This window comes from Methylovorus mays, from assembly GCF_020531915.1.
In the GTDB taxonomy this organism is placed as follows: Bacteria; Pseudomonadota; Gammaproteobacteria; order Burkholderiales; family Methylophilaceae; genus Methylovorus; species Methylovorus mays.
Map to the genome: position 1 here is coordinate 118214 of NZ_JAJAVG010000007.1, position 21754 is coordinate 139967.

The window sequence follows — 21754 nt, forward strand, 5'->3', positions numbered from 1 at the left end:
ACGGTATAAGCCCAGGCAGACGCCAGGCGGATGCTCTATCCGCCTAGCTGGACTTGAAGTTGCTGAAGATCACCTGATTACGGCCCAGCGCCTTGGCCTGATACATGGCATAGTCTGCCCGCTCCAGCACCTGCTCGATACGCTCGCCATTCTGTACCATGGCAACGCCGAGGCTGGCGGTGAGGTGTATAGGCACATCCTTGTGAGCCACCGGACGCGTTTCCAGTGTCTCACGTATCTTTTCTGCCAGCAGGCGGGCATTCCGCTCATTGCAATCCTTGAGCAGGATGAGGAACTCTTCCCCGCCCCAGCGGCAGACAAAGTCCACCGAACGCAGGCAGGAGCGGATGATAAGCGCGACTTCGCTCAACACCTGGTCCCCGGCAAAATGGCCATGGCGGTCATTGATCTGCTTGAAATGGTCGATATCCAGCAGGATCACAGCGAGGTCTTTGCCATAGCGTATACGCTCCTGCATGATGACATCGATGATGATCTCAAACGCCTTGCGATTGGGCAGGCGCGTCAGCGAGTCCGTGGTTGCCATGGTTTCAATCTGGGTTTGATACCGCTTGAGCGCGAGGTTGGTGAGATAGACCGCCAGGGCCGTCAACAGCAGGCAAATCCCAAGATTGATATACAAGGTATTGCGGATGACTTGCGTGGCTTCACTCTCGTTTTTTTCCACGATCAGATACCACTTGAGCTCGGGAATGTAGCGGGTATTGATCAGGCGATCACTGCCCTTGTACCGGTATTCAAATGAGCCGGTGCCCTGCGAAGTTATCCGCGGCAACAGGTCATGCAACTCGGGCAATTCGCGCACATGGCTGCCGGAGATATGCTGTTTGCTGCCGGACAGCATCACCGTGCCTTCAGCTGTAATGAAATACACCGAGCGATGAAATTTTTCCTGGTAGCCATCAATCAGCGCCTTGACCGAATCCACCGTCAGGCCAACGCCGACAGCACCGATGTAGTTTTTTGCATAATCATAGACGCGATAATTCACGAAAATGGTCAGGGCATCCTGATGCGCGAGGTCTTTGTCGACATTGATTTCATAGGGCTGATCAAGATCGCGCACCCGGAAATACCACACATCGCGTGGCTCGTTCTTTTGCACTTTTTTAAGAATACCGTTGCCGTAATAATACTGGCGGGTTTTCTCGGAAACAAAAAAGCTGATGAAGGTACCGTAGGTGTTCTGGATTTCCTGCAGGTATTTGCTGATGGATTCGACACGACGCTCGCCATCGAGCACCCAGTCGCGCAGAAAGGTATCCGACGCCATCATGGATGAAATAAAAATGGGCCTGACCAGATCGCGCTGAATCTCGGAATAGACATTGTCCGCCGTGAGCGGCAATTCGTTATCGCTGATGGCGCGATGAATAGATGCTTTGGACACGGAGTAACTCATCAGCGAAATGCTGATGCCGCCCAGCGCCAGGACAAGCGTCAATAAGAAAATGAGCTTGTGTCTATTCATGATGAATTTACCCATGAAGTCGAACTCTTATTTTTGTGGTGCAGCGGGCGGCGCGGGTGGCGTTTTATCGATTACCTGATAAAACACTTCATCCTGCTTGATCATCCCCAGCTCACTGCGGGCGCGCTCTTCAATGGCAGCAAAGCCCTGTTTCAGATCACGCACTTCTGCGTCCAGTGTATCATTGCGCGCTTTCAACTGAGCGTTCTTGTCTTTCTGCTCACTGATTTGCCGGTTCAAGTCCCACACCCGCAACCAGCTGCCTTTGCCCAGCCACAAGGGATACTGCAGCGTCGCAATCAGTATGACAAAAATAAGGGTTAAGAATCGCATGGATACGTTTTAAATAACAATGCGCAGTCTGCTAGGCAAACTGCGCATGTTGATTTAATCCGGCAAGTGCTTAGCGAGCCAGATGGTAGAAGGCATCGATGCCAGCGTAGCTGGTCGCGTCGCCCAGCTCTTCTTCGATACGCAAGAGCTGGTTGTACTTGGCAATACGCTCGGAACGCGACAGGGAACCCGTCTTGATCTGCAAGGCATTGGTGGCTACCGAGATATCGGCAATCGTGGTGTCTTCGGTTTCACCGGAGCGATGCGAGATCACCGAGGTGTACCCAGCGCGCTTAGCGGTTTCAATGGTCTGGAAGGTTTCGGTCAGGGTACCGATCTGGTTGACCTTGATCAGCACGGAGTTGGCCACGCCCTTCTGGATGCCTTCACGCAGGATCTTGGCATTGGTCACGAAAAGATCATCGCCTACCAGCTGCACGTTTTTGCCCAGACGGTCGGTCAGCAGTTTCCAGCCATCCCAGTCGTGTTCGGACATGCCGTCTTCAATGCTGATGATGGGGTATTTGTCAGCCCAGGTGGCGAGATAGTCGGTGAACTGTGGCGAAGTCAGTTGCAGGCCTTCGGATTCCAGGTGGTACATGCCATCCTTGTAGAACTCGGAGCTGGCGCAATCCAGCCCCAGCAGGATGTCACGACCAGGCTCGTAGCCAGCCGCGGAAATGGCTTCCAGAATCAGCTGGATGGCAGATTCATTGGATGGCAGGTCAGGAGCAAAGCCGCCTTCATCGCCCACGGTTGTGGCCAGGCCCTTCTTGTGCAGGATTTTCTTCAGGGCATGGAACACCTCGGCACCGGCGCGCAATGCTTCACGGAAGCTCGGCAGGCCAGCTGGAATAATCATGAATTCCTGCATGTCGACGCTGTTTTCAGCATGCGCGCCACCATTGATGATGTTCATCATGGGGGTAGGCAGTTGCATGAAACCGGAACCACCGAGGTAGCGGTAGAGCGGCAGGCCGGATTCTTCGGCCGCAGCACGGGCGCAGGCCATGGAAACCGCAAGGATGGCATTGGCACCCAGACGGCTCTTGTTTTCAGTGCCGTCGAGATCAATCAGGGTGGTGTCGATAAAGCTTTGCTCTTCCACATCCAGGCCCACAATCGCTTCGGCGATTTCGGTATTCACATTTTCAACGGCTTGCAGGACACCCTTGCCCAGGTAGCGACCAGCGTCACCGTCACGCAACTCCACGGCTTCCTTGGTGCCAGTAGAAGCACCGGAAGGCACGGCAGCACGGCCAATAATGCCGGACTCCAGCAACACATCCGCTTCTACCGTCGGGTTACCGCGGGAATCAATAATCTCGCGGGCAATGATGTCTACAATTGCGCTCATGCTTTTTCTTCCTTTATATAAAAACTTGAATGGTCCGCCCATCAGGGCCTGGACATGCCAATAAACAATCGGTACTTATGGGTATGACCTATGGAATTTCCGGCGCTGCCTGCGAACCTCTCCGCCGACAGCCCCCTGTTATAGCGTATGCTCGATAAAACCGGCTTTTTTCACCACGCGATCCAGCTCCACCAGCACCTGCAGCAAGTCTTTCATCTTGGGCAATGGCCAGGCATTCGGGCCATCTGACAGCGCCTTGCTGGGGTCAGGATGGGTTTCCATGAACAGACCGGCAATGCCACTGGCCACGGCCGCACGGGCCAGGACAGGCACAAACTCGCGCTGGCCGCCACTCTTGTCGCCCTGGCCACCGGGCTGCTGCACCGAGTGGGTCGCATCAAACACCACCGGACACTGTGTCTCGCGCATGATAGCAAGTCCGCGCATATCCGACACCAAGGTGTTGTAACCAAACGAAGCACCGCGCTCGCAGACCATGATGGTATCGGCACCGCCATTGGCTTCCTTGGCTTTTTGCACGACCTGTTTCATGTCGCCTGGCGCCAGAAACTGGCCTTTCTTGATATTCACTGGCTTGCCGCAGGTTGCAACCGCGGTAATGAAATCGGTCTGACGGCAGAGGAATGCGGGCGTCTGCAATACATCGACCACGGCAGCCACATGCGGCACCTGCTCTTCGGTATGCACATCGGTCAGGATAGGCACGCCGATCTGCGCACGCACATCGTCCAGGATACGCAGGCCCTCTTCCATGCCAAAGCCGCGAAAGGTCTTGGTGGAGCTGCGGTTGGCCTTGTCGTAAGAAGACTTGTAGATGAAGGGAATACCGATGGCAGCGGCGATTTCCTTCAACTGACCGGCAGTATCAATCGCCATTTGCTTGGACTCAATGACACATGGGCCGGCGATCAGAAAAATCGGATGCTCGATACCTACATCAAAACCACATAATTTCATACATTTACGCCTTTAATAATTGCCCACGCTCACCGGGCAGATCGCCCATCATGCTGTCTGCGATGGAAGACTCAGGGGGAGACGTGCTCCCCGTTCAAACCAGCCTATTTGTTTTTTCTGGCCAATGCTGCCTGCACATACGCCTTGAACAGCGGGTGCCCGGTACGCGGATTGGAAGTGAATTCCGGGTGGAACTGGCATGCCACGAACCACGGGTGCACATCCTGTGGCAACTCGATCATTTCACAGAGGTTTTCTGTGGGGGTGCGGGCAGAAATTACCAGGCCTGCAGCCTGCAATTGATCAACATAATGATTGTTGACTTCATAGCGATGGCGATGGCGCTCGTTGACTTCGCTGCCATAAATGGCGGCCGCCATGGTGCCAGGCTCGATAGGACACTTCTGCGCGCCCAGGCGCATGGTGCCGCCCAGGTCGGAATCTTCGCTGCGCACTTCCACATTGCCGCTGGCGTCTTTCCACTCGGTGATCAGGCCAACCAGCGGGTGTGGGCCATCGGGATTGAACTCGGTACTATTGGCATCGGCAAGACCCGCCACATCACGGGCAAACTCAATGACGGCCAACTGCATGCCGAGGCAGATGCCCAGATAAGGCACCTTGTTTTCACGGGCATAGCGGATAGCAGCAATCTTGCCTTCGGTACCGCGCTTGCCAAAGCCGCCGGGGACCAGAATTGCGTCCATGGCCTTCAGCGCGCCAGTACCGCTTTTTTCGATATCTTCCGAATCAATGTAGTGAATCTTGACCTTGGATTCGGTATGGATGCCTGCGTGTATCAGGGCTTCGGTCAGGGATTTATAGGATTCGGTCAGGTCAACATATTTGCCGACAAAGGCAATATTCACTTCATGGCGCGGGTTTGCCAGCGCATGCACGATCTTGTTCCAGCTGGAAAGATCAGCGGCGCGCGCCAGAATATTCAACTTGTGGCAGACAATCTCATCCAGCATCTGGTCATGCAGCAGACCAGGGATCTGGTAGATGGAGCTGGCATCGATGGCCGAAATCACGGCTTCAGGCGCGACATTGGTAAAGAGCGCAATCTTGCGACGCTCATCATCCGGAATCGCACGATCAGCACGGCACAGCAGGATGTCAGGCTGAATACCGATTTCGCGCAGCTCTTTCACCGAGTGCTGTGTAGGCTTGGTCTTCAACTCACCTGCAGCGGCAATCCATGGCAACAGGGTCAGGTGGATATAACAGGCGTTGGACTTGCCTTCTTCTATCCCCATCTGGCGAATCGCCTCCAGGAAAGGCAGCGACTCGATATCGCCCACGGTACCGCCCACTTCGACGATGGCGACATCGGCACCTTCGGCGCCACGCTTGATGTGGGCCTTGATCTCGTCGGTGATATGAGGAATGACTTGTACCGTCTTGCCCAGATATTCGCCGCGACGTTCTTTCTTGATGACGGTTTCGTAAATCTGGCCGGTAGTGAAGTTATTGCGCTTGGCCATGCGGGCGCTGATAAAGCGCTCATAGTGGCCAAGGTCGAGGTCGGTTTCAGCGCCGTCGTCGGTGACAAACACTTCACCGTGCTGAAACGGGCTCATGGTGCCCGGGTCGACGTTAATGTAGGGATCTAGCTTGAGCATGGTAACTTTGATACCACGCGATTCGAGAATTGCGCCTAAGCTTGCGGCTGCAATGCCTTTACCAAGTGAGGAAACAACCCCGCCGGTAACGAATACGTATTTGGTCATGTGATGGAGCTTTTCGGACATTGCGGACGGAAGCGTATTTTACTGGAAACGGTCATTCGCCACAAATGACAATTGGCCTCGACCACCGCCTCCATGCGTCCAGCCATCAGGCGTGCGCGGCACTCACCCAGCGATTAAGCAAGCGCCTGGCAGACAGCATGACCTCGGTTGCCGTCAGGCCGACAGGCCCCTGTCCATGGGCCACTGCCGCATCCGCCGCCGCCCCATGCAAGTAGGCCGCCAGCAGGGTGGATTCCAGCAAAGGCAACCCCTGCGCCGCCAGCGCGACGATGATCCCGGTCAGGGTATCGCCCATGCCGGCACTGCCCAGTCCGGGGTTGCCGCTGGCGTTGATCCACCAGCGCCCATCCGGCGTTGCCACCACCGTGCCGCAGCCCTTGAGCAGCGCAATCGCCTGATAGCGCGCCGCCAGTGCCTGGGCAGAAGCAATGCGGTCTGCTTGCAGGCTGGCCGTATCGGTCGCCAGCAAGGTCGCCGCTTCTCCGGGGTGAGGTGTGATCACCACAGAACCGGCTGGGCGCTCAGCCAGACGCCTTTGCAAATCAGCATCCGCCGCCAGCAGATTAAGCGCGTCGGCGTCCAAAACCAGCAGCGCCGGGGTTGCCAGCGCCTGTTGCAAGGCAGCATATGCCTGCGGCGCACGGCCCATGCCAGGCCCCACCGCCAGGGCATGCACAGCGGGCAATTGGTCGGCATCGCGCAGCATCAATTCCGGGTACTCCGCATCCAATGCCGGTGCAGCCGGATCCAGCAGACCGGCATATACGCGCCCGGCGCCGAGCAGCAGAGCCGCACGGGCGGTCAACAAGGCGGCGCCGGTCATGCTGGCTGCACCGCCAATCACGCCTGCACTGCCATTGCTACCTTTGTGACTATTCAAGCGCCTGCGGGCAGGCAAGGTGAAAGGTGCATCCAGCAAGGTACCGTCGGCTTCCGGCAAAGGTGGCAAGCCGAGCAAATCCACATGCACGTTCCCGGCATGGTCGGGCCCATCCAGCGTATAGAGCCCGGGTTTGCGGCCGAGAAAAGTAATGGTATGGTTTGCACGAACAGCGGTACCCAGCACCACGCCGGTATCAGCGGCCAGGCCACTGGGGATATCAATCGCCAGCACAGGCACGCTCAGAGCATTGATGCGGGCCACCAGGTCTGCCATGTCATCGGTCAGCGGGCGCTGCAAGCCTATGCCAAACAAACCATCAATCACCAGTTGCCAGGCTCCTGTTTCAGGCCAGGTGTTCAGTACCTCGCCCCCGCATTCCAGCCAGCCATCATAAGCATGCGCGGCATCCGGCGGCAGGCCAGCGCGCTGCCCGGCAAATACCACCGTCACCTCGTGCCACCAGGCCTTGAGATATCGTGCGGCAACAAATGCATCGCCGCCATTATTGCCAGGACCTGCCACCACCAGAATGCGGTGATGGCCTTCTGCCAATAGTGACCGCGCCAGAGTCGCCACCGCATGTCCGGCCCGCTCCATCAGCGGTTCTGACGCGTGCTGTTGCTCCAGCTTGCGCAGGCTGGAGGTCAGATATAAGGCTTGCATGTCGATTCCTGAGTATTCATTTTCGCACTCGCATGGTGTTGCCAGCTTATGCCGATGCCGCCTGAGAGGGCTCTGCCCATGCCCCATAGCCCTTGAACTGTTCAAAGACCTCGGCCATTTCGGCTTCAGTCAGCAACACCGGCTCACCGACCTGCAAGGCACGCCAGTATTGCTCGCACAGGGTTTCCACCTCATGCGCCACATCCAGCGCCTGCTTGAGCGTGGCGCCCAAGGCTATCATGCCGTGATTCGCCAGCAGACAGGCGCGCCTACCCTGCAGGGCTTGCAAAGTCGCATCCGACAGGGCTTGCGACCCGAACAGCGCATAGGGCGCACAGCGAATATCGCTGCCACCGGCCACAGCAATCATGTAATGAAAAGGAGGAATATCGCGACGCAGGCAAGCAAGGCTGGTGGCGAAGGTGGAATGCACATGAATCACCGCGCCAACCTCAGGTCGCGCCTGCAAGATATCCCGGTGAAAACGCCATTCACTGGAAGGCTTGCACCCCGCCTTGTACTTGCCGGCCATATCCATCAACACCATGTCATGCGGGGTCATGGCATCCACTTCCACGCCGGAGGGCGTGATGAAAAATCCTGTATCGCTGCGCACGCTGGCATTCCCGGAGGTGCCGCGATTAAGCCCCATCTCCACGAGCTTGCGACTGGTATTCAACAGGTTTTCGCGCTGGCTGAGCATGATGATGTTCACTCCCGGAACGTGAACTGCGATCTTACACGGATTGCTCGACCCTGCGTATCGGTGCGGCGAACCCACATACCATCAGTCTGACGTATGAAAAAGCGCATGCAATGCAGCAGGGCTGGCAATGCCCCGCTCGGTGATAATCCCCGTCACCAGTCGCGCAGGTGTCACATCAAACGCCGGGTTGGCGGCGGCACTCCCCGGCGGCGTAATGCGCACCCGTTGCAACGCCCCATCCGCCATCACGCCTTGCATATAGTGCACCTCATCAGCATCGCGCTCTTCTATCGGAATCTCGCGGACGCCATCCTGCATGCCCCAGTCTATGGTGGGCGATGGCACCGCCGCATAAAACGGCACGTCGTTGTCGCAGGCCGCCAGCGCCTTGAGATAAGTGCCGATCTTGTTGCAGACATCGCCTGTCGCCGTCACCCTGTCCGCCCCCACGATGACGCAATCCACCTCGCCACGCTGCATCAGGTGCCCACCCGCGTTGTCGCTGATAATGGTATGCGGCACGCCATGTTGCGCCAGCTCCCAGGCGGTCAATGCTGCGCCCTGGTTACGCGGCCGGGTTTCGTCCACCCACACATGCACTGCCAGACCAGCTTCATGCACGGCATAGATGGGTGCCAAAGCCGTGCCCCAATCCACCGTCGCCAGCCAGCCCGCATTGCAATGTGTCAGTATCTGCAAGGGCTGGGCCGCAGAGCCGCGACCACGCATGCTCGCCAACGCCTGCAACATTCCCAGGCCATGCTGGCCTATGGCCTGATTCAGCGCGACATCCTCATCGCAAATCACCGCCGCCTCGCGCCAGGCAGCGGCCGCACGCTCCTCCACCGGCAAGGCCAGAAGCAAACGCTGCATGCGCTGCACCGCCCAGCGCAGATTCACCGCCGTTGGCCGACTCTGCAACAAGACTTCGCGAGTGCGTTCAACATCGCCATCCAGCGCGCGATCGGCAATACCCAAGGCCATGCCATACGCCGCCGCAGCGCCTATCAACGGCGCCCCGCGCACCTGCATGTGCTTGATGGCATGCACCATCTCCTCCACGTTTGCGATGCGGACGATATGCAAGCGGTGCGGCAGCTGGGTCTGGTCGATAATCTCCACCGCCCCGCCTTCCACCACTGGCCAAATAGTGCGAAAAAAAGCTTGATTTATTTTCATTTGAAGGGGTGCCAAATACGAAATATTCCTATCCACAAAATCTGTGGATAATTGTGTGGATAGCTGTGACTTAAAAATGTAACCATTGCATTTATAAGGATTTTTTAAAATCGCTTATTTTTTGAACTTATTTTTAACCTGTTGATTTTAATAAATAAATTCGTATGTTATTGGATTTGTATCATTTTTTTACAAGAGTTAATGTAACACTTTAGGTGGTGTGTATAAATCAGAGATTTTTACAGATGTCCAGCCAAAATTGATGTGCTTGCAGGCAGGCCGTTGTGGCGGGCCTGGGGAGAAGTCAAGCCATATTACTGCACAAAAAAATGCCCGCATTTGCGGGCATTTTTGCAGACGCTGCTCAACTTGCTCAAAAGATTTAATCCTGCAAAAAGTCAGGCATCACACCTCTTAGCTATCGGTTGATATCGTTCGATCAGTTATCCAGCGGCACATTATCCTCACTCAGGATCAGCCAACGCCCATTGCGCTGCTCCAGCTCGAGCACCTTCTGCACTTTTTTCGGCTGATTGTTTTGCAGCGAAGTCTGTGTGAAGACGGTTGAAGCACGTGTTCCCTCTGCCTCGATGGTCAAATCCGCAATATGCATGGCGGTGTTGGCGCCCTCCTTCAGCTCGCGGCGGCGCTTCTGCTCCCACTGGCTGCGGGTCAACCCCTCTTCGTTCACATAGTCCGCCGCATAGCTGTTGAAATACACCTGGCTGTTGCCATTCAGCATGGCGTTTATCCAGTTATCAATCGCCACCTTCACCGCTTGCCGCTTCTCTGCATCCGCCCGGACCGCAGGATCCGTGCTCTTGAGGTCCGCCGCCAGCTGCTCGTCCATCAGGTCGGTGTTCTTCGCCGTCATCGCCTGGCTCAGCCGGGCAATATCCCGGTCGGTGGCCTGCACGGCGTGTTTGGCCGTGGCCTGCTCACGCACCAGGGCAGCTGCCTTGCGGTAGCTGGCTTTCTTCTCGTAGCTCGGGCCCTGGTCAAAGTCGTAGCGCAGCATCAGCGTCATGGCCTGTCCGAAGTATTGTTCGCGCAGCTCGGCATCCAGGCTCGCCAGCAGAGTCAGCTGGTCATTGGCGTCACTGCCGGTGAGCCGCACGCTGCTGCCCAGCACCAGAGTGTCGCGGGCCGGGCGAATGCCGGGGCTGTAGAACACCGGGCCACCATGCGTGAACTGCGCCACGCTGTTGTTGGTGAGGTCGCCAAATTCCCGCACGAGCTGGGCACGCAGTTCTACCCCGGCGTTGTAATCCGGCTGCTGGATATTGAGCAGCACCTTGCCTCCCAGGCCTGCCCGGTAGGAGTCGTAGGTCTTGCTCCCGATACGCAGGTTGATGGCACTGTCGGTGCCAACCAATTGGCCTTCACTATAAGTGCCGCCATTGAGGACATCATAATCCTTACCCTTCTCGGTATAGCCCTGCTCATTGATCCGGTTGTAGCTGAGCATGCCCATGGGGACGACGGTCAGGAGGTCATTCACCATCAGCGGCCAGCCGGCATCGACCTTGGCGCTGAACTGCCAGCTTTCGTGGTTGGCTTCAGCGCTCTGCCCCAGCGCAATACGCTCGGTGGCGTAGGTGTTGCGGGCCAGACCCAGGGCGCCGTTCACATACCAGGGGTCGGCATTCCAGGCGCCGTAGACCAAGCCCATGTAGCTATTGATGTTGGTGCGGTGCGCATCGGTGTAGCCGCGGTTGTCGATGTTGCCGTAAGCATAGGCGCCCGCGAAACCTGCACGCAGGGTGTCGCTGCTACCGACCAGGCGGTCCATGCCGGCGGCCATGCCGGTGGAGGTGCCGGTGTAGCCATCGACGTTGTTGCGGGTGTCTTGCGTGCCAATACCGCCAAAGCCCTGGAACCAGATGCCCGCGCCGCTGGGCAACTTGCCGTCAACCGGCACGCGGGGTTCGCCCTTGACCTGGGCGAGGTAGGTGTCGAACAGGTGGCTTTCGACCAGCCCCAGCACGCGGTCGCTATGTTGCAGCGTCATGCGGACCAGGCTGTCGTTAATCTCCGGGCGCAGCCGTTCGGCGGCACGCTTGAGGTCTTCTGCGCCCAGGGCCTGAATCTCATTCTGCAGGGCCACCAGACCGCTGTCGCTGCCGCTGTAGTTCATCAGCACGTTGACGGCGTTATTGCCGGCCGTCGTGACATTGAGGTAATCGGGTATACCGACGCGGGCGGTGAGGATAATGTCGCCAGTGCTGTCACTGCTGCTGAGGTTGACGATGGCGCCAGGGCCAATGATGATGGGGTCACCGCTGCTGTTGGTGGCAATGGTGAAGGTATCGCCGGTGCGGAAGTAGTAATCCTTGGCAGAGACCACCACGGTGCTGTCACTGGCAAAGGTGCCTTGACCACTGATACTCAGCCCGCCGTTACCGGCGCTGTTGATACGCAGACTCAGTACCGAGCCGCTGTTGAAGGTGGCATCGCCGTTCACCGTCATGGTGGCATCGCGCAAGACAAGGCTGCCGTTGTTCACAAAATTTCCGGTCACCGAGCCTATTTTGTCCTCGTTGACAGCGTCAAGCGAGGCTGCAAGATTTGCAATAAGCGTAGTAGTTTCTGAAACAGTCACAGAACGGGCAATAATATCTGCCCCGAGCCGAACCACTTCAGAATTGAATTTCACATCCCCGCTACCGACATCAATCGTTGTTCCGTCGGTATCCGCGCGAAAATTCCATGCGCGTCCTTCAATATTCAACTCAGTCAGCCCCAGCCAGTCACCACCTGCCAAGCACTCCCGACTGGATTCCACGCAATAAAGATTAAGCGTATTAACCCCAGCCCCACTCATTATCAGATTGAAAAATGGATCACTGTCCTGGCCCGAGGCGTACCAGTTGATCGTGTTTACCGAGCCGACAACATCATTAATGGTGATGGAATTTGAAACCGTGCCACCACCACTTCCGAAATTACCGTATTGGTTGAGGGTAAACTCTCTATCGCCAGCCACCCAATAAAGATCAGATGAAACACCCCCAGTAACACTGGTCACAGCCTTGGCTGTTTGGTCTACATATATATCTCCCCTGAACGTAGCGTAATTATTGAATACATGACTTCCGGAACCCAGATAAATATCCCCATTCCACTCCCCCCTGTTTTCCAGATAGCTGTTTCGAGGCCCAACATCTTCGGCTGAATAAGTGAGGGTCAGGTTAGAGTTGGCCTGCGAGGCGGCAGCCAGCAAAGGGTTGACATCCAGAACGAGCACATCGCCTGAAATTCCGCCATGGTTGAGGATAGTCGTCATGCCACTGGATGTTACCGTTGCGAATTGCGTGCCATCCTGAATGGAGGGTGCAGTAAAAGTAGCTCCGCCATAACTGGCCAGAGCCCACTTCCCCTCTGAAAAGCTGTTTGACTCTGAAGATATGTTTTTTAACAGACCGTAGTTATTAAATGTGAGGTTGGCAGAATTTGTAAAAACGGCAGCAGAAAAATCGCCCAGCGCCACAATCGCTGGCGTCTGATTGATATCATCCCCATCATACCTGTTAGTAATAACCAGATTGGATACACTGGAGTCAACCGCGATAGCCGCCGCCATTCCTGCAGGATTGCCAGCGTAAAGCAAATTGCCGTTCGCATCCGAAGAGAAAGACGCTGGATCCAGCGACACCTCGGTAAATATGGTACTTATCGCACTCGTATCGAATGTTCCGCGCGCGCCATACATCAATCCAGAATTTGAAATCTCCACGTCACCTGTACCACCATTGGTAGTGATGGCATAAATGGGTCCGGTAGATGCCAAAGCCATATCATTTCCAAGAATGGCATTCTGGGTTTCCGGCTTTGTGTTTTCAAGGCGAACGGAGCCCGTTGTATTATCAAGAATTGTTTCCCCAATCTGGCTATCCGAATTAACTGAGGAATTGCTGCACGTATAAGTACCGGCGCCGTTATCCACACAATCCGCGTAAGCAGTTGAGGAAGCCAGGAGTACACCAGCCAGCAGTATCTTTCTGTTCATGAAAGGTGAAGCCATTTAATGTGCCTCCTTCATGCTCAAAATACGGACCGGCGGACGCGCCGGCATCTCTGTTTGCTCCGCAGTAGGAATCGCTTTTGCAGGTGGCGCAAGATCCAGTTCCCGCACAATCTGCCATTGCCCGCCCTGCTGCTCCAGGCCAAGTGCTTTGCGCGTCTGTGCCTTGCCCTGTGATTGGGTGACAATCACGGACATTCCACGCCCCTGGGGTGCGACAACGATCCGCTGCAACACAATTTTGCTATCCGTGCCCGCTATCAGTTGTAGCTTGCGCTGCTCACGCCATGCTTCCGGCGTCATGCCCACTGGTTTGAATTGCGCACTGTAATGGCGGAAATAGGCGTCAGCATCCCCCTTGTTCCAGGCATCAGCCCACTCTTTCACCGTGCTGTTCACAGATTGTTTGGCTGCCTTGAGCTCAGCAGCAGATTTGGCAATATCCTGCTTCAGAACCGGCACAGGCGATGTAGTATCAAGCGTCTGCAGCAAAGCTTGCTCCTCGGCCGTCAGAGGCCTTTGCACCGGGGCCAGAGTGCGGTCAGGGTCTGTCATAATGTCGCTACTGGATTTGGGTGGCTCAAATTTCTTGCTGGCATCAAAGTCATAGCTGAGACTGAGCCAGATGCCGCGGGGCGCACCCGCCGAGATGAACTGCGTAGACAGCCATTCCGATGAGTTGTAATTAAACCCACCGGCACCGATAGCGCCGTAAGTGGAAGGCGTAAATGGCGTCAGGCCAAGACGGCCTGCGCTGAAATACGTCTTGTCGAGCAAATTATTGATCAGCAGTCCTGCTGACCAGCCTTTGCCCAGGTCATAGTTTGCCCGCAGGTTGAATACCGCGTAACCAGGGGTTTTGCCCGAGGTAGTGTAATCAGGGGCAGGCACCCAGGTTTTTACGGTGGCATTAAGTTCCTCGTTGTACACGGATTTGTATATGCCAGGGTTGGATCCGGGGGTGTGCTCATTGTTTTCGTTGCCACGTACAAAAGCATCGCTATGCGCCACCATGGTCAGGCCCACCTTGAGTTCAGGCGTAAGCTTGTACATCCAGCTGAAATTGAAGTTATTGAGCGGAACCCCCGGCATGCGATCCCCGGGCTCCACCGCGATCATGTTGTAGGTCCCCAGATTAGAGGTATTCCGGCCCAGAATGGCACTATTGTTGGCGCTCAACATATTGAACAGCGACTGAAAGGTCGCCTCGGTCAGCGAGTAATTGGCGCGAAACTCATGCCTGCCATACGCGCCCTGCAAACCAAACTCAATGCCTTGCCGACGGGTATCGCCTATGCTCTGGAAAAAGCTTAGCTGCGAGTTGGCGGCCACCATGTAGAGATCATCTCGCAGCATGGTGCGGTAGGCGGTGACATTCCAGTCCAGCAAGTCCTTGAATTTTCCGCGCACCCCGACTTCATAGGTCTGCGCCTTTACCTGTGGCAGATAGGGGTCGCCCGACAATACCGAGGGCAGACTGCAACTGCGACCGTCAACAATACTGCGTGGGCCGGTAATATTCCCCACAGGATTACCATTGAGATCGGTCAATGGCACGATAGTCCCGTCGTATGCACAGCCCAGTTCAATCACCGATGGCGTGCGCGTGCCCTGGTTCCAGTTGAAATACATATTAAGCCGCGGTGTGGCCTGCCAGGTGGCACCAATCGCCGGGTTGAATGAGTAATAATTGAATTTCTCGGTAACAGGGTCACCAAGATTTGCAAACCGCCCTCCCGTCAAGGCAGCATACTCATCCGCAGGGACCATGCTACTGGGATCATAATCGCAGTTGCTGGTACCGGTACCTGAACATATGACATATGGCATGAAATGATTCAGCAACATGGCGTCCGTCAGTTCTGAATATTTTGCCTTTGGCGCCAGGGTGTTACGCACATGCGTCGCGTTATAACGCCCGGAAAAGGCAAAATTCAGTGTCTGGGTTGGCGACCAGGTTTCGCTGAAATAAATACTCTTGGTCGTTTTATCCCCATCAAATGAATTGACCAAGACATCATGTCCGCCCGCGTAGTATTCCTCGCCAATATTGTCTGGATCACTGTAGACATTACGCTGGCTATCCAATAAACCAAAACGCTGACTGGCATTGTATTTTGCACCCGCCTTGTCCAGCGAAATCCCCACCATGAATTTATGCGTATCCAGATTCCAGTTGAACTGGCCGCTAAAACCCTGGCCGGTCTGATCAATCAGCGAATTGGTTATGACGGCGGTGGGAGTACCCTGTACATAGCCAGTCCCTTGGCCTGCCGTTGCCGTTCCTGCGCCCTGTCTGGCGCCATCGCGATTAATGTAATTGACCGAGCCATCAGCATTCAGCGTATAAAGTTTGGTGCGATCACCAGCCATATACTTGGAATAACAGTCCTGATTGATAGCAGGCGCCGGGATAATGTTATATCGAACGAGTTGCCCGCCCTCCAATCGCGTGAAGTAGCTGGCTCCTCCTCCCAGAGTGCTAATGAGCACCTGTTGGGCTTCTTCTCCAAAAAACGCATCGCTGCCATCACCCCCACGAAACAGCATCTGCTGCCCATCCGCATCGGTCACCAGCGTGCCGCCATCGCTACGACTGGTGATGATTTGCTTGGCATAATCAATGTAACTCTGCGACAGACCAGTATTGTAAGAGGTCAGCAGGGAGTAATTGGGCGAATAGGTACCATTGGCAATATCACCGATATTTGCCATGGCATCTTCTATGAATGCACTGGTGTAAGTGCCGTCGGCATTCTGCGTCAGCCGGTCAAGATAGTAATTGGGAAAACCATCCCCGTCGGCATCCTGAAATACACAGCTGATGTTTTCGCCTGCATTCGCACGCCGCGTGGCATAGCCAAGATCGCGAAAGGTATCAATATCAATAATGTCGCCCGTGTTGGAAGTGCGCTTGCTGCTGCGGTCATACACCATGCCGGTCAGGTTCATGGTGTCGTTGATCTCGAAGGCACCGCTGATCTGCATCTGCAGCAGGCGGTTGCGCGTGACGTCGGGTGAGGTAAACACCGCAGTGGGGTCTTGCTTGTAGAGTTCGGTGGGGACGGTGCCATTGCCCACCAGTTTGTTCACCACGGCCAGCGTGGAGAAAGCCAGCGAGGCGCGCTCGCCCTGCCATTCGATCTTGCCAAAGGCCTGGTTGACCTTGCTCGGTGAGTTGTCACGCCAGCCATCTTCCATGAAGAGGTTCACGGCGGCAAAGGCGGCCACACTGCTGCCGTTGTTCCAGCCCGCTGAGGCTTGCAGCTGCTCGCGGCCATAGGAGCCTTTGAGTATCTGCGCAGATATGCCAGGCGAATCAAAGCCGCTTTTGGTCTTGATGGAAATGGCACCGCCCAGGGTGTTCAGTCCGAACAATGGATTGGAACCGGGGAAAACATCCAGCCCGGCGATCGCATTCATGGGGATCATGTCCCAGTTCACCACGTCACCAAACGGTTCATTGACGCGTATGCCGTCAAAGAACACCGACAAGCCCTGTTGTGAGCCGATCTGCGGACCAGCGGTAAAGCCGCGGTAGGTCAGGTCCATCTGGAAGGGGTTGCCCTGGTAGTCGTTGACGTTGACCGACTGCAGCTTGCTGTTCAAGAGATCGGTAATGCTAAGCGAGTTGTTGGCCTTGATTTCTTCGGCGGTGACGCTCTGTACATTGCCGGGAATCTGCTCTTTGGTCAGGTTGAGCCCCGGCAGCGGGCCGATATCCTTGAAGCGCTTGGCGGTGACATTGATGGTATTGAGCTTGAGCTCGACATTGGGGATAGCATTGGTCGGCTTGTTGGCCATACCGGAGATTGGCAATGCGGAAGTCCCCTGCGGGGCGGTATCCGTACTCTCTGCCGCCAGCAACACGCCCTTGGAGGCATTGTAGCGACTCGCCTCCAACGGCAGCTCCTGCACCTGCTGGTTGTACCAGGCGTCATCCTTCACTGCATCATCGGCGGCCCAGGCGTGACTCGCCAGCAGGCTACAGACGATGTATCCAGGCCAGATGCACCAATGCTGGCGCGCCGATTGCAATTGAAATGTATATGCGAATACTCGCTTGTTCGGCTGGGCATGTTTTTTGGTTTTATTTTGCCGCCGGAGTAACAACCCTTGCATAGCTTCCCTCCACTGGGGCTACTATTCGCAAGTCGCATGCCAGCGGAAATGAAATTCACAAGTCACTGTTTTATTATGAAAAATAAAAAAAATCATTTCCCAGCAGCAAGAACTATGGTTGTAAACAACCATAGTCGGCTACATACAACCACCACATTGGTTGTTTTAAAATAACGACTGCACATGGCGGGGGTCACCTGCCTCCTCTCCTTATAATATGGAAGCTCGGTTACATGCCCCAAGCTGTGCGGAGACAGGTTTAGGTCTCGCCCCATAAACAAAAACCGGCTCATGCGAAAACGCATGAGCCGGCTAAACCAATGATCGGACTACACAAGCCTTACATATTATGTAGAGAATGATCTCTAACCGTTCTCTACCCAGTCAGTCTTGGTACCGCCACTGTAGATGCTGTCCGTGAAGCTGCCGCCCGTATATACACCTCCAGCACCCTTCACCGATGCAATCGAGAATTGACCCGCGTCCGCATCAAATACCAGATCGCTCAAGGCAACTCCTTTCAGCAGTACACTGCCACCTCCATCCGTGAAGCTGATCAACGCTCCCTTCAGTTCCGTCGAGTAGCTGATCTCGAAATCACTTCGGTCAAACGTCGTCGATTCGTCTATCCCCGCCGTGTCTGCATCGTCCTCCCCAAGGTGGCCTGTAATCTCCAGCACATCACTCGTCACTACCGCATTCACTCCCTTGCCGGTCGTCGTCTTGCTGAAATCACTGATGATGTCGAATCCGGCACCGTCATCCCCGATCAGGAAGATGTCGTCGCCCTTGCCTCCCACCAGGGTGTCGCTCCCTGCACCGCCCGTAAGCTGGTCATTGCCATCGCCGCCCAGAAGGCTGTCATTCCCAGCACCTCCGTCCAGCGTGTCATCGCCCTTGCCACCATCCAGCGTGTCGCGGCCTTCCCCTCCCAGCACGCTGTCGTTGTCGTCTCCGCCAAACAGCTTGTCGTCACCAGCTCCTCCGTCCAGCGTGTCGGACCCACTGCCTCCCAGCACCGAATCATTGCCTCCGCCTGACGATATGCTGTCGTCGCCCGTGCCTCCATCTATCGTGTCCTTGCCGCTTCCCGTCTCGGCACTGTCGTTCCCGGCGCCCAGCGTGATCTTGTTGTTGCCATCACCTGTGGTTACCTGGTCCGCTCCTCCAACCTTGTCCGCCGTCTCGTCCGTCACGATCGTGTTATTGCCGTCACCTACCTCTATCGTGTCGTCATCATAGCCGGTATAAATTTTATAATTACCACTTAGCCCGTTGACCACATCATCCCCGCGATAGGTGTAGACCGTATAGTATCCGCCAGGAATACTATCCGTACTTGAACCCAGATTGACCGTGTCATCGCCATACGTCGTGGCGTCTTTGGCATCATCTGCATACACCACGGCAGAAGCCACCTTCCCCGGGACGTAAACATTTTCTCCGACATATCCGACATAGATCAGATCACTACCTGCCCCACCATAAACAGAGGCTTTAGCGTTGATTGGCACGCCCGCTTGATTTGTCGACCCTGCCACGACAATCACATCATTGCCAGCATCCCCGTAAACGGTATCACTTCCCCGACCTGACAAAATAGTGTCGTTGCCGCTACCGCCCCGCAAGAAATCATTAGCAACAGCAGAATATGTACTGACATAGTCATCGCCGTCGCCGGCATCCACCCAATTCTTGCCAGTGCCATAATAGGTATCATTGCCCGTCCCACCATAAAAGACATTATTGCCAGCACCGCCATCGATATCGTCATCGCCATCGCCACCGTATATCGTATCGTTGCCGTCTCGAGCATCAATCGTGTCATTGCCAGCACCGCCATTTATCAGGTTTGCATACTCATTGCCAACCAGGATGTTGGCGAACTCATTGCCTGTCAGCGAGGCCTTGCCTGCATCGGAATAGAGAGCTGCATCCAGATATGCTGAATCGCTCGCAATCACCAGCGATTTCCAGCTAAGCGCCAGCTTTTTGCTTGAGCTCAGGGTATAAATGCGAAGAACATCACTGACACGTTCAATCTCCAGCGATGTCGCCGAATTGTAATCTGAAAGAGTCATGTTGCTGGATGGCACTATCGTCTGAAATAGCGCTCCGCTGATGGTGTCTGCCATGGTTTCGATTCCTTTGTTACATGTTCTTGCATTCGAGGGAAGCTTGCGTTCCCAGAAACAACAAAAGGCTCACAAGCTTGCGCCTGTGAGCCCTCTTCATTACGACTTAACCGTTCTCTACCCAGTCAGTCTTGGTACCGCCACTGTAGATGCTGTCCGTGAAACTGCCGCCCGTATATACACCTCCAGCACCCTTCACCGATGCAATCGAGAATTGACCTGCATCCACATCAAACACCAGATCACTCAAGGCAACTCCTTTCAGCAGTACACTGCCACCTCCATCCGTGAAGCTGATCAACGCTCCCTTCAGTTCCGTCGAGTAGCTGATCTCGAAATCACTTCGGTCAAACGTCGTCGATTCGTCTATCCCCGCCGTGTCTGCATCGTCCTCCCCAAGGTGGCCTGTAATCTCCAGCACATCACTCGTCACTACCGCATTCACTCCCTTGCCGGTCGTCGTCTTGCTGAAATCACTGATGATGTCGAATCCGGCACCGTCATCCCCGATCAGGAAGATGTCGTCGCCCTTGCCTCCCACCAGGGTGTCGCTCCCTGCACCGCCCGTAAGCTGGTCATTGCCATCGCCGCCCAGAAGGCTGTCATTCCCAGCACCTCCGTCCAGCGTGTCATCGCCCTTGCCACCATCCAGCGTGTCGCGGCCTTCCCCTCCCAGCACGCTGTCGTTGTCGTCTCCGCCAAACAGCTTGTCGTCACCAGCTCCTCCGTCCAGCGTGTCGGACCCACTGCCTCCCAGCACCGAATCATTGCCTCCGCCTGACGATATGCTGTCGTCGCCCGTGCCTCCGTCTATCGTGTCCTTGCCGCTTCCCGTCTCGGCACTGTCGTTCCCGGCGCCCAGCGTGATCTTGTTGTTGCCATCACCTGTGGTTACCTGGTCCGCTCCGCCAACCTTGTCCGCCGTCTCGTCCGTCACGATCGTGTTATTGCCGTCACCTACCTCTATCGTGTCGTCGCCATAGCCACCGTAAACCTTGTTGTTGCCATCGCCAGCGGCAATGGCATCGTTGCCACGATAGGTGTAGATGGTATTGTTACCATCGTCGGCGGTCACGCTATCAGCCCCACCCACTGTATCCTTCGCTTCGTCGGCATAAATCGCGTTATTGCCGTCACCCGCCACAATGGTGTCGTCACCGTAGCCACCGTACAACTTGTTATTGCCATCACCTGCTGTAATGGCATCATTGCCGCGATAGCCGTAAACCGTGTTATTGCCATCGCCCGCAGATACGGTATCAGCGCCGCCTACAGTATCTTTTGCATCATCGGCGTAAATGATGTTGTGAGCGGCACTGGCTGTGATGGAGTCATTTCCGGCTCCGCCATAAATCGTCACCTTGGCGAATTTTCCAGCGTCAGCCTCTCCCAAGGTTTCGATGACGTCATTACCATCGTTACCGTAGACCGTATCATTACCATATCGACCGAGAATGGTATCGTTGCCAGCCCCACCAAGCAGGCGGTTAGCGTCTTCCACATCGCCCAGCACGGCAATGTAATCATTGCCATCACCGCCGTCGATCGTGGTCTTGCCACTCCAGCTGGTCAGGGAGTCATCTCCTTCTCCACCCTGAATATTGTCATTTCCCAGACTGCCAAAAATGGTGTCGTTGCCAGCCCCACCTTTAAGGACATTGTTATAAAAATTGCCGATCAATATATTGGCTTCATCATTCCCGGTGACATTGGCACTCTTGATGCTGTTTGCCAGCAGGACATCCACAAAAGCAGAGTCTTCGGCCAGCACGACCGATTTTTTGTTGGCATACGCAATCTGCTTGCTGCCATTGTCGTAGGTGATCAATGTGGGGTCTGTGGAGTCCTTGCTTACAGGGTCTACAAAAGTGTAATCACCGAGCGCCATCACTATTTCAGAAAATGCGGCATCTTGGTGTGCTTCGCTGTACTCTGTAAGTGCCTCGGTGACTAGATCAATACCTGCTACGTCTTCTGCCATTTTCAATTTCCTTTTCCCAATATCATCCTCAGGGTGTTGGCATTGTTATGCGATATCACACCTCGCCAACCAGCCCCATCCATATGTGCTGTTATTCACATACGTCCCTGTATTGCAACATTGGTGCCAAAGAGATTTCAAAAAACC

Annotated in this window: 12 protein-coding genes; all 12 read right to left on the minus strand. The window is 55.4% G+C overall.

The features are described 5' to 3' along the window. Window positions 1–43 precede the first annotated feature (43 nt). The 12 genes from LG203_RS09225 to LG203_RS09280 all read right to left on the minus strand — a co-directional run bounded on the left by LG203_RS09225 (window position 44) and on the right by LG203_RS09280 (window position 21607). Window positions 44–1492, minus strand: a complete 1449-nt coding sequence (locus LG203_RS09225; RefSeq protein WP_230345504.1) for a sensor domain-containing diguanylate cyclase — start codon at window positions 1490–1492, stop codon at window positions 44–46. A 27-nt stretch (window positions 1493–1519) separates the two neighbouring features. After that, entirely contained in the window at window positions 1520–1825 is a 306-nt protein-coding gene (ftsB, locus tag LG203_RS09230; protein ID WP_230345505.1) for a cell division protein FtsB, read from the minus strand. Window positions 1826–1895: 70 nt separating this feature from the next. Beyond that, the gene (eno, locus tag LG203_RS09235; RefSeq protein WP_230345506.1) at window positions 1896–3182 is read right to left on the minus strand and encodes a phosphopyruvate hydratase; all 1287 of its coding nucleotides are present in this window, start codon (window positions 3180–3182) and stop codon (window positions 1896–1898) included. Window positions 3183–3320: 138 nt separating this feature from the next. After that, window positions 3321–4160, minus strand: a complete 840-nt coding sequence (gene kdsA, locus LG203_RS09240; RefSeq protein ID WP_013441688.1) for a 3-deoxy-8-phosphooctulonate synthase — start codon at window positions 4158–4160, stop codon at window positions 3321–3323. 104 nt (window positions 4161–4264) lie between these two features. Further along, window positions 4265–5893, minus strand: a complete 1629-nt coding sequence (locus tag LG203_RS09245; RefSeq protein WP_230345507.1) for a CTP synthase — start codon at window positions 5891–5893, stop codon at window positions 4265–4267. Window positions 5894–5999: 106 nt separating this feature from the next. Next, window positions 6000–7460, minus strand: a complete 1461-nt coding sequence (locus LG203_RS09250; protein WP_230345508.1) for an NAD(P)H-hydrate dehydratase — start codon at window positions 7458–7460, stop codon at window positions 6000–6002. A gap of 46 nt (window positions 7461–7506) precedes the next feature. Further along, window positions 7507–8163 carry a class II aldolase/adducin family protein gene (locus tag LG203_RS09255; RefSeq protein ID WP_230345509.1) on the minus strand — a complete coding sequence of 219 codons (657 nt, stop codon included), beginning with the start codon at window positions 8161–8163 and terminating at the stop codon, window positions 7507–7509. A gap of 84 nt (window positions 8164–8247) precedes the next feature. Beyond that, window positions 8248–9345 carry an S-methyl-5-thioribose-1-phosphate isomerase gene (mtnA, locus tag LG203_RS09260; RefSeq protein ID WP_230345510.1) on the minus strand — a complete coding sequence of 366 codons (1098 nt, stop codon included), beginning with the start codon at window positions 9343–9345 and terminating at the stop codon, window positions 8248–8250. 439 nt (window positions 9346–9784) lie between these two features. Continuing rightward, window positions 9785–13141 (minus strand): autotransporter outer membrane beta-barrel domain-containing protein, encoded by a 3357-nt coding sequence (locus LG203_RS09265; RefSeq protein WP_230345511.1) that lies wholly within the window; start codon window positions 13139–13141, stop codon window positions 9785–9787. 228 nt (window positions 13142–13369) lie between these two features. After that, window positions 13370–17491, minus strand: a complete 4122-nt coding sequence (locus LG203_RS09270; RefSeq protein WP_230345512.1) for a TonB-dependent receptor domain-containing protein — start codon at window positions 17489–17491, stop codon at window positions 13370–13372. 365 nt (window positions 17492–17856) lie between these two features. Then, window positions 17857–19626, minus strand: coding sequence for a calcium-binding protein (locus LG203_RS09275; protein WP_230345513.1), 1770 nt, complete (start codon window positions 19624–19626; stop codon window positions 17857–17859). 106 nt (window positions 19627–19732) lie between these two features. Then, a complete protein-coding gene (locus LG203_RS09280; RefSeq protein ID WP_230345514.1) occupies window positions 19733–21607 on the minus strand; it encodes a calcium-binding protein in 1875 nt (624 codons plus the stop codon). Between the last annotated feature and the right edge of the window lie 147 nt (window positions 21608–21754).

Bases quoted from the DNA above. Each gene is read 5' to 3' on its own strand.
- LG203_RS09225 (WP_230345504.1), bottom strand. From the start codon at position 1,492: ATGAATAGACACAAGCTCATTTTCTTATTGACGCTTGTCCTGGCGCTG.
- ftsB (WP_230345505.1), bottom strand. From the start codon at position 1,825: ATGCGATTCTTAACCCTTATTTTTGTCATACTGATTGCGACGCTGCAG.
- eno (WP_230345506.1), bottom strand. From the start codon at position 3,182: ATGAGCGCAATTGTAGACATCATTGCCCGCGAGATTATTGATTCCCGC.
- kdsA (WP_013441688.1), bottom strand. From the start codon at position 4,160: ATGAAATTATGTGGTTTTGATGTAGGTATCGAGCATCCGATTTTTCTG.
- LG203_RS09245 (WP_230345507.1), bottom strand. From the start codon at position 5,893: ATGACCAAATACGTATTCGTTACCGGCGGGGTTGTTTCCTCACTTGGT.
- LG203_RS09250 (WP_230345508.1), bottom strand. From the start codon at position 7,460: ATGCAAGCCTTATATCTGACCTCCAGCCTGCGCAAGCTGGAGCAACAG.
- LG203_RS09255 (WP_230345509.1), bottom strand. From the start codon at position 8,163: ATGCTCAGCCAGCGCGAAAACCTGTTGAATACCAGTCGCAAGCTCGTG.
- mtnA (WP_230345510.1), bottom strand. From the start codon at position 9,345: ATGAAAATAAATCAAGCTTTTTTTCGCACTATTTGGCCAGTGGTGGAA.
- LG203_RS09265 (WP_230345511.1), bottom strand. From the start codon at position 13,141: ATGGCTTTGGCATCTACCGGACCCATTTATGCCATCACTACCAATGGT.
- LG203_RS09270 (WP_230345512.1), bottom strand. From the start codon at position 17,491: ATGCAAGGGTTGTTACTCCGGCGGCAAAATAAAACCAAAAAACATGCC.
- LG203_RS09275 (WP_230345513.1), bottom strand. From the start codon at position 19,626: ATGGCAGACACCATCAGCGGAGCGCTATTTCAGACGATAGTGCCATCC.
- LG203_RS09280 (WP_230345514.1), bottom strand. From the start codon at position 21,607: ATGGCAGAAGACGTAGCAGGTATTGATCTAGTCACCGAGGCACTTACA.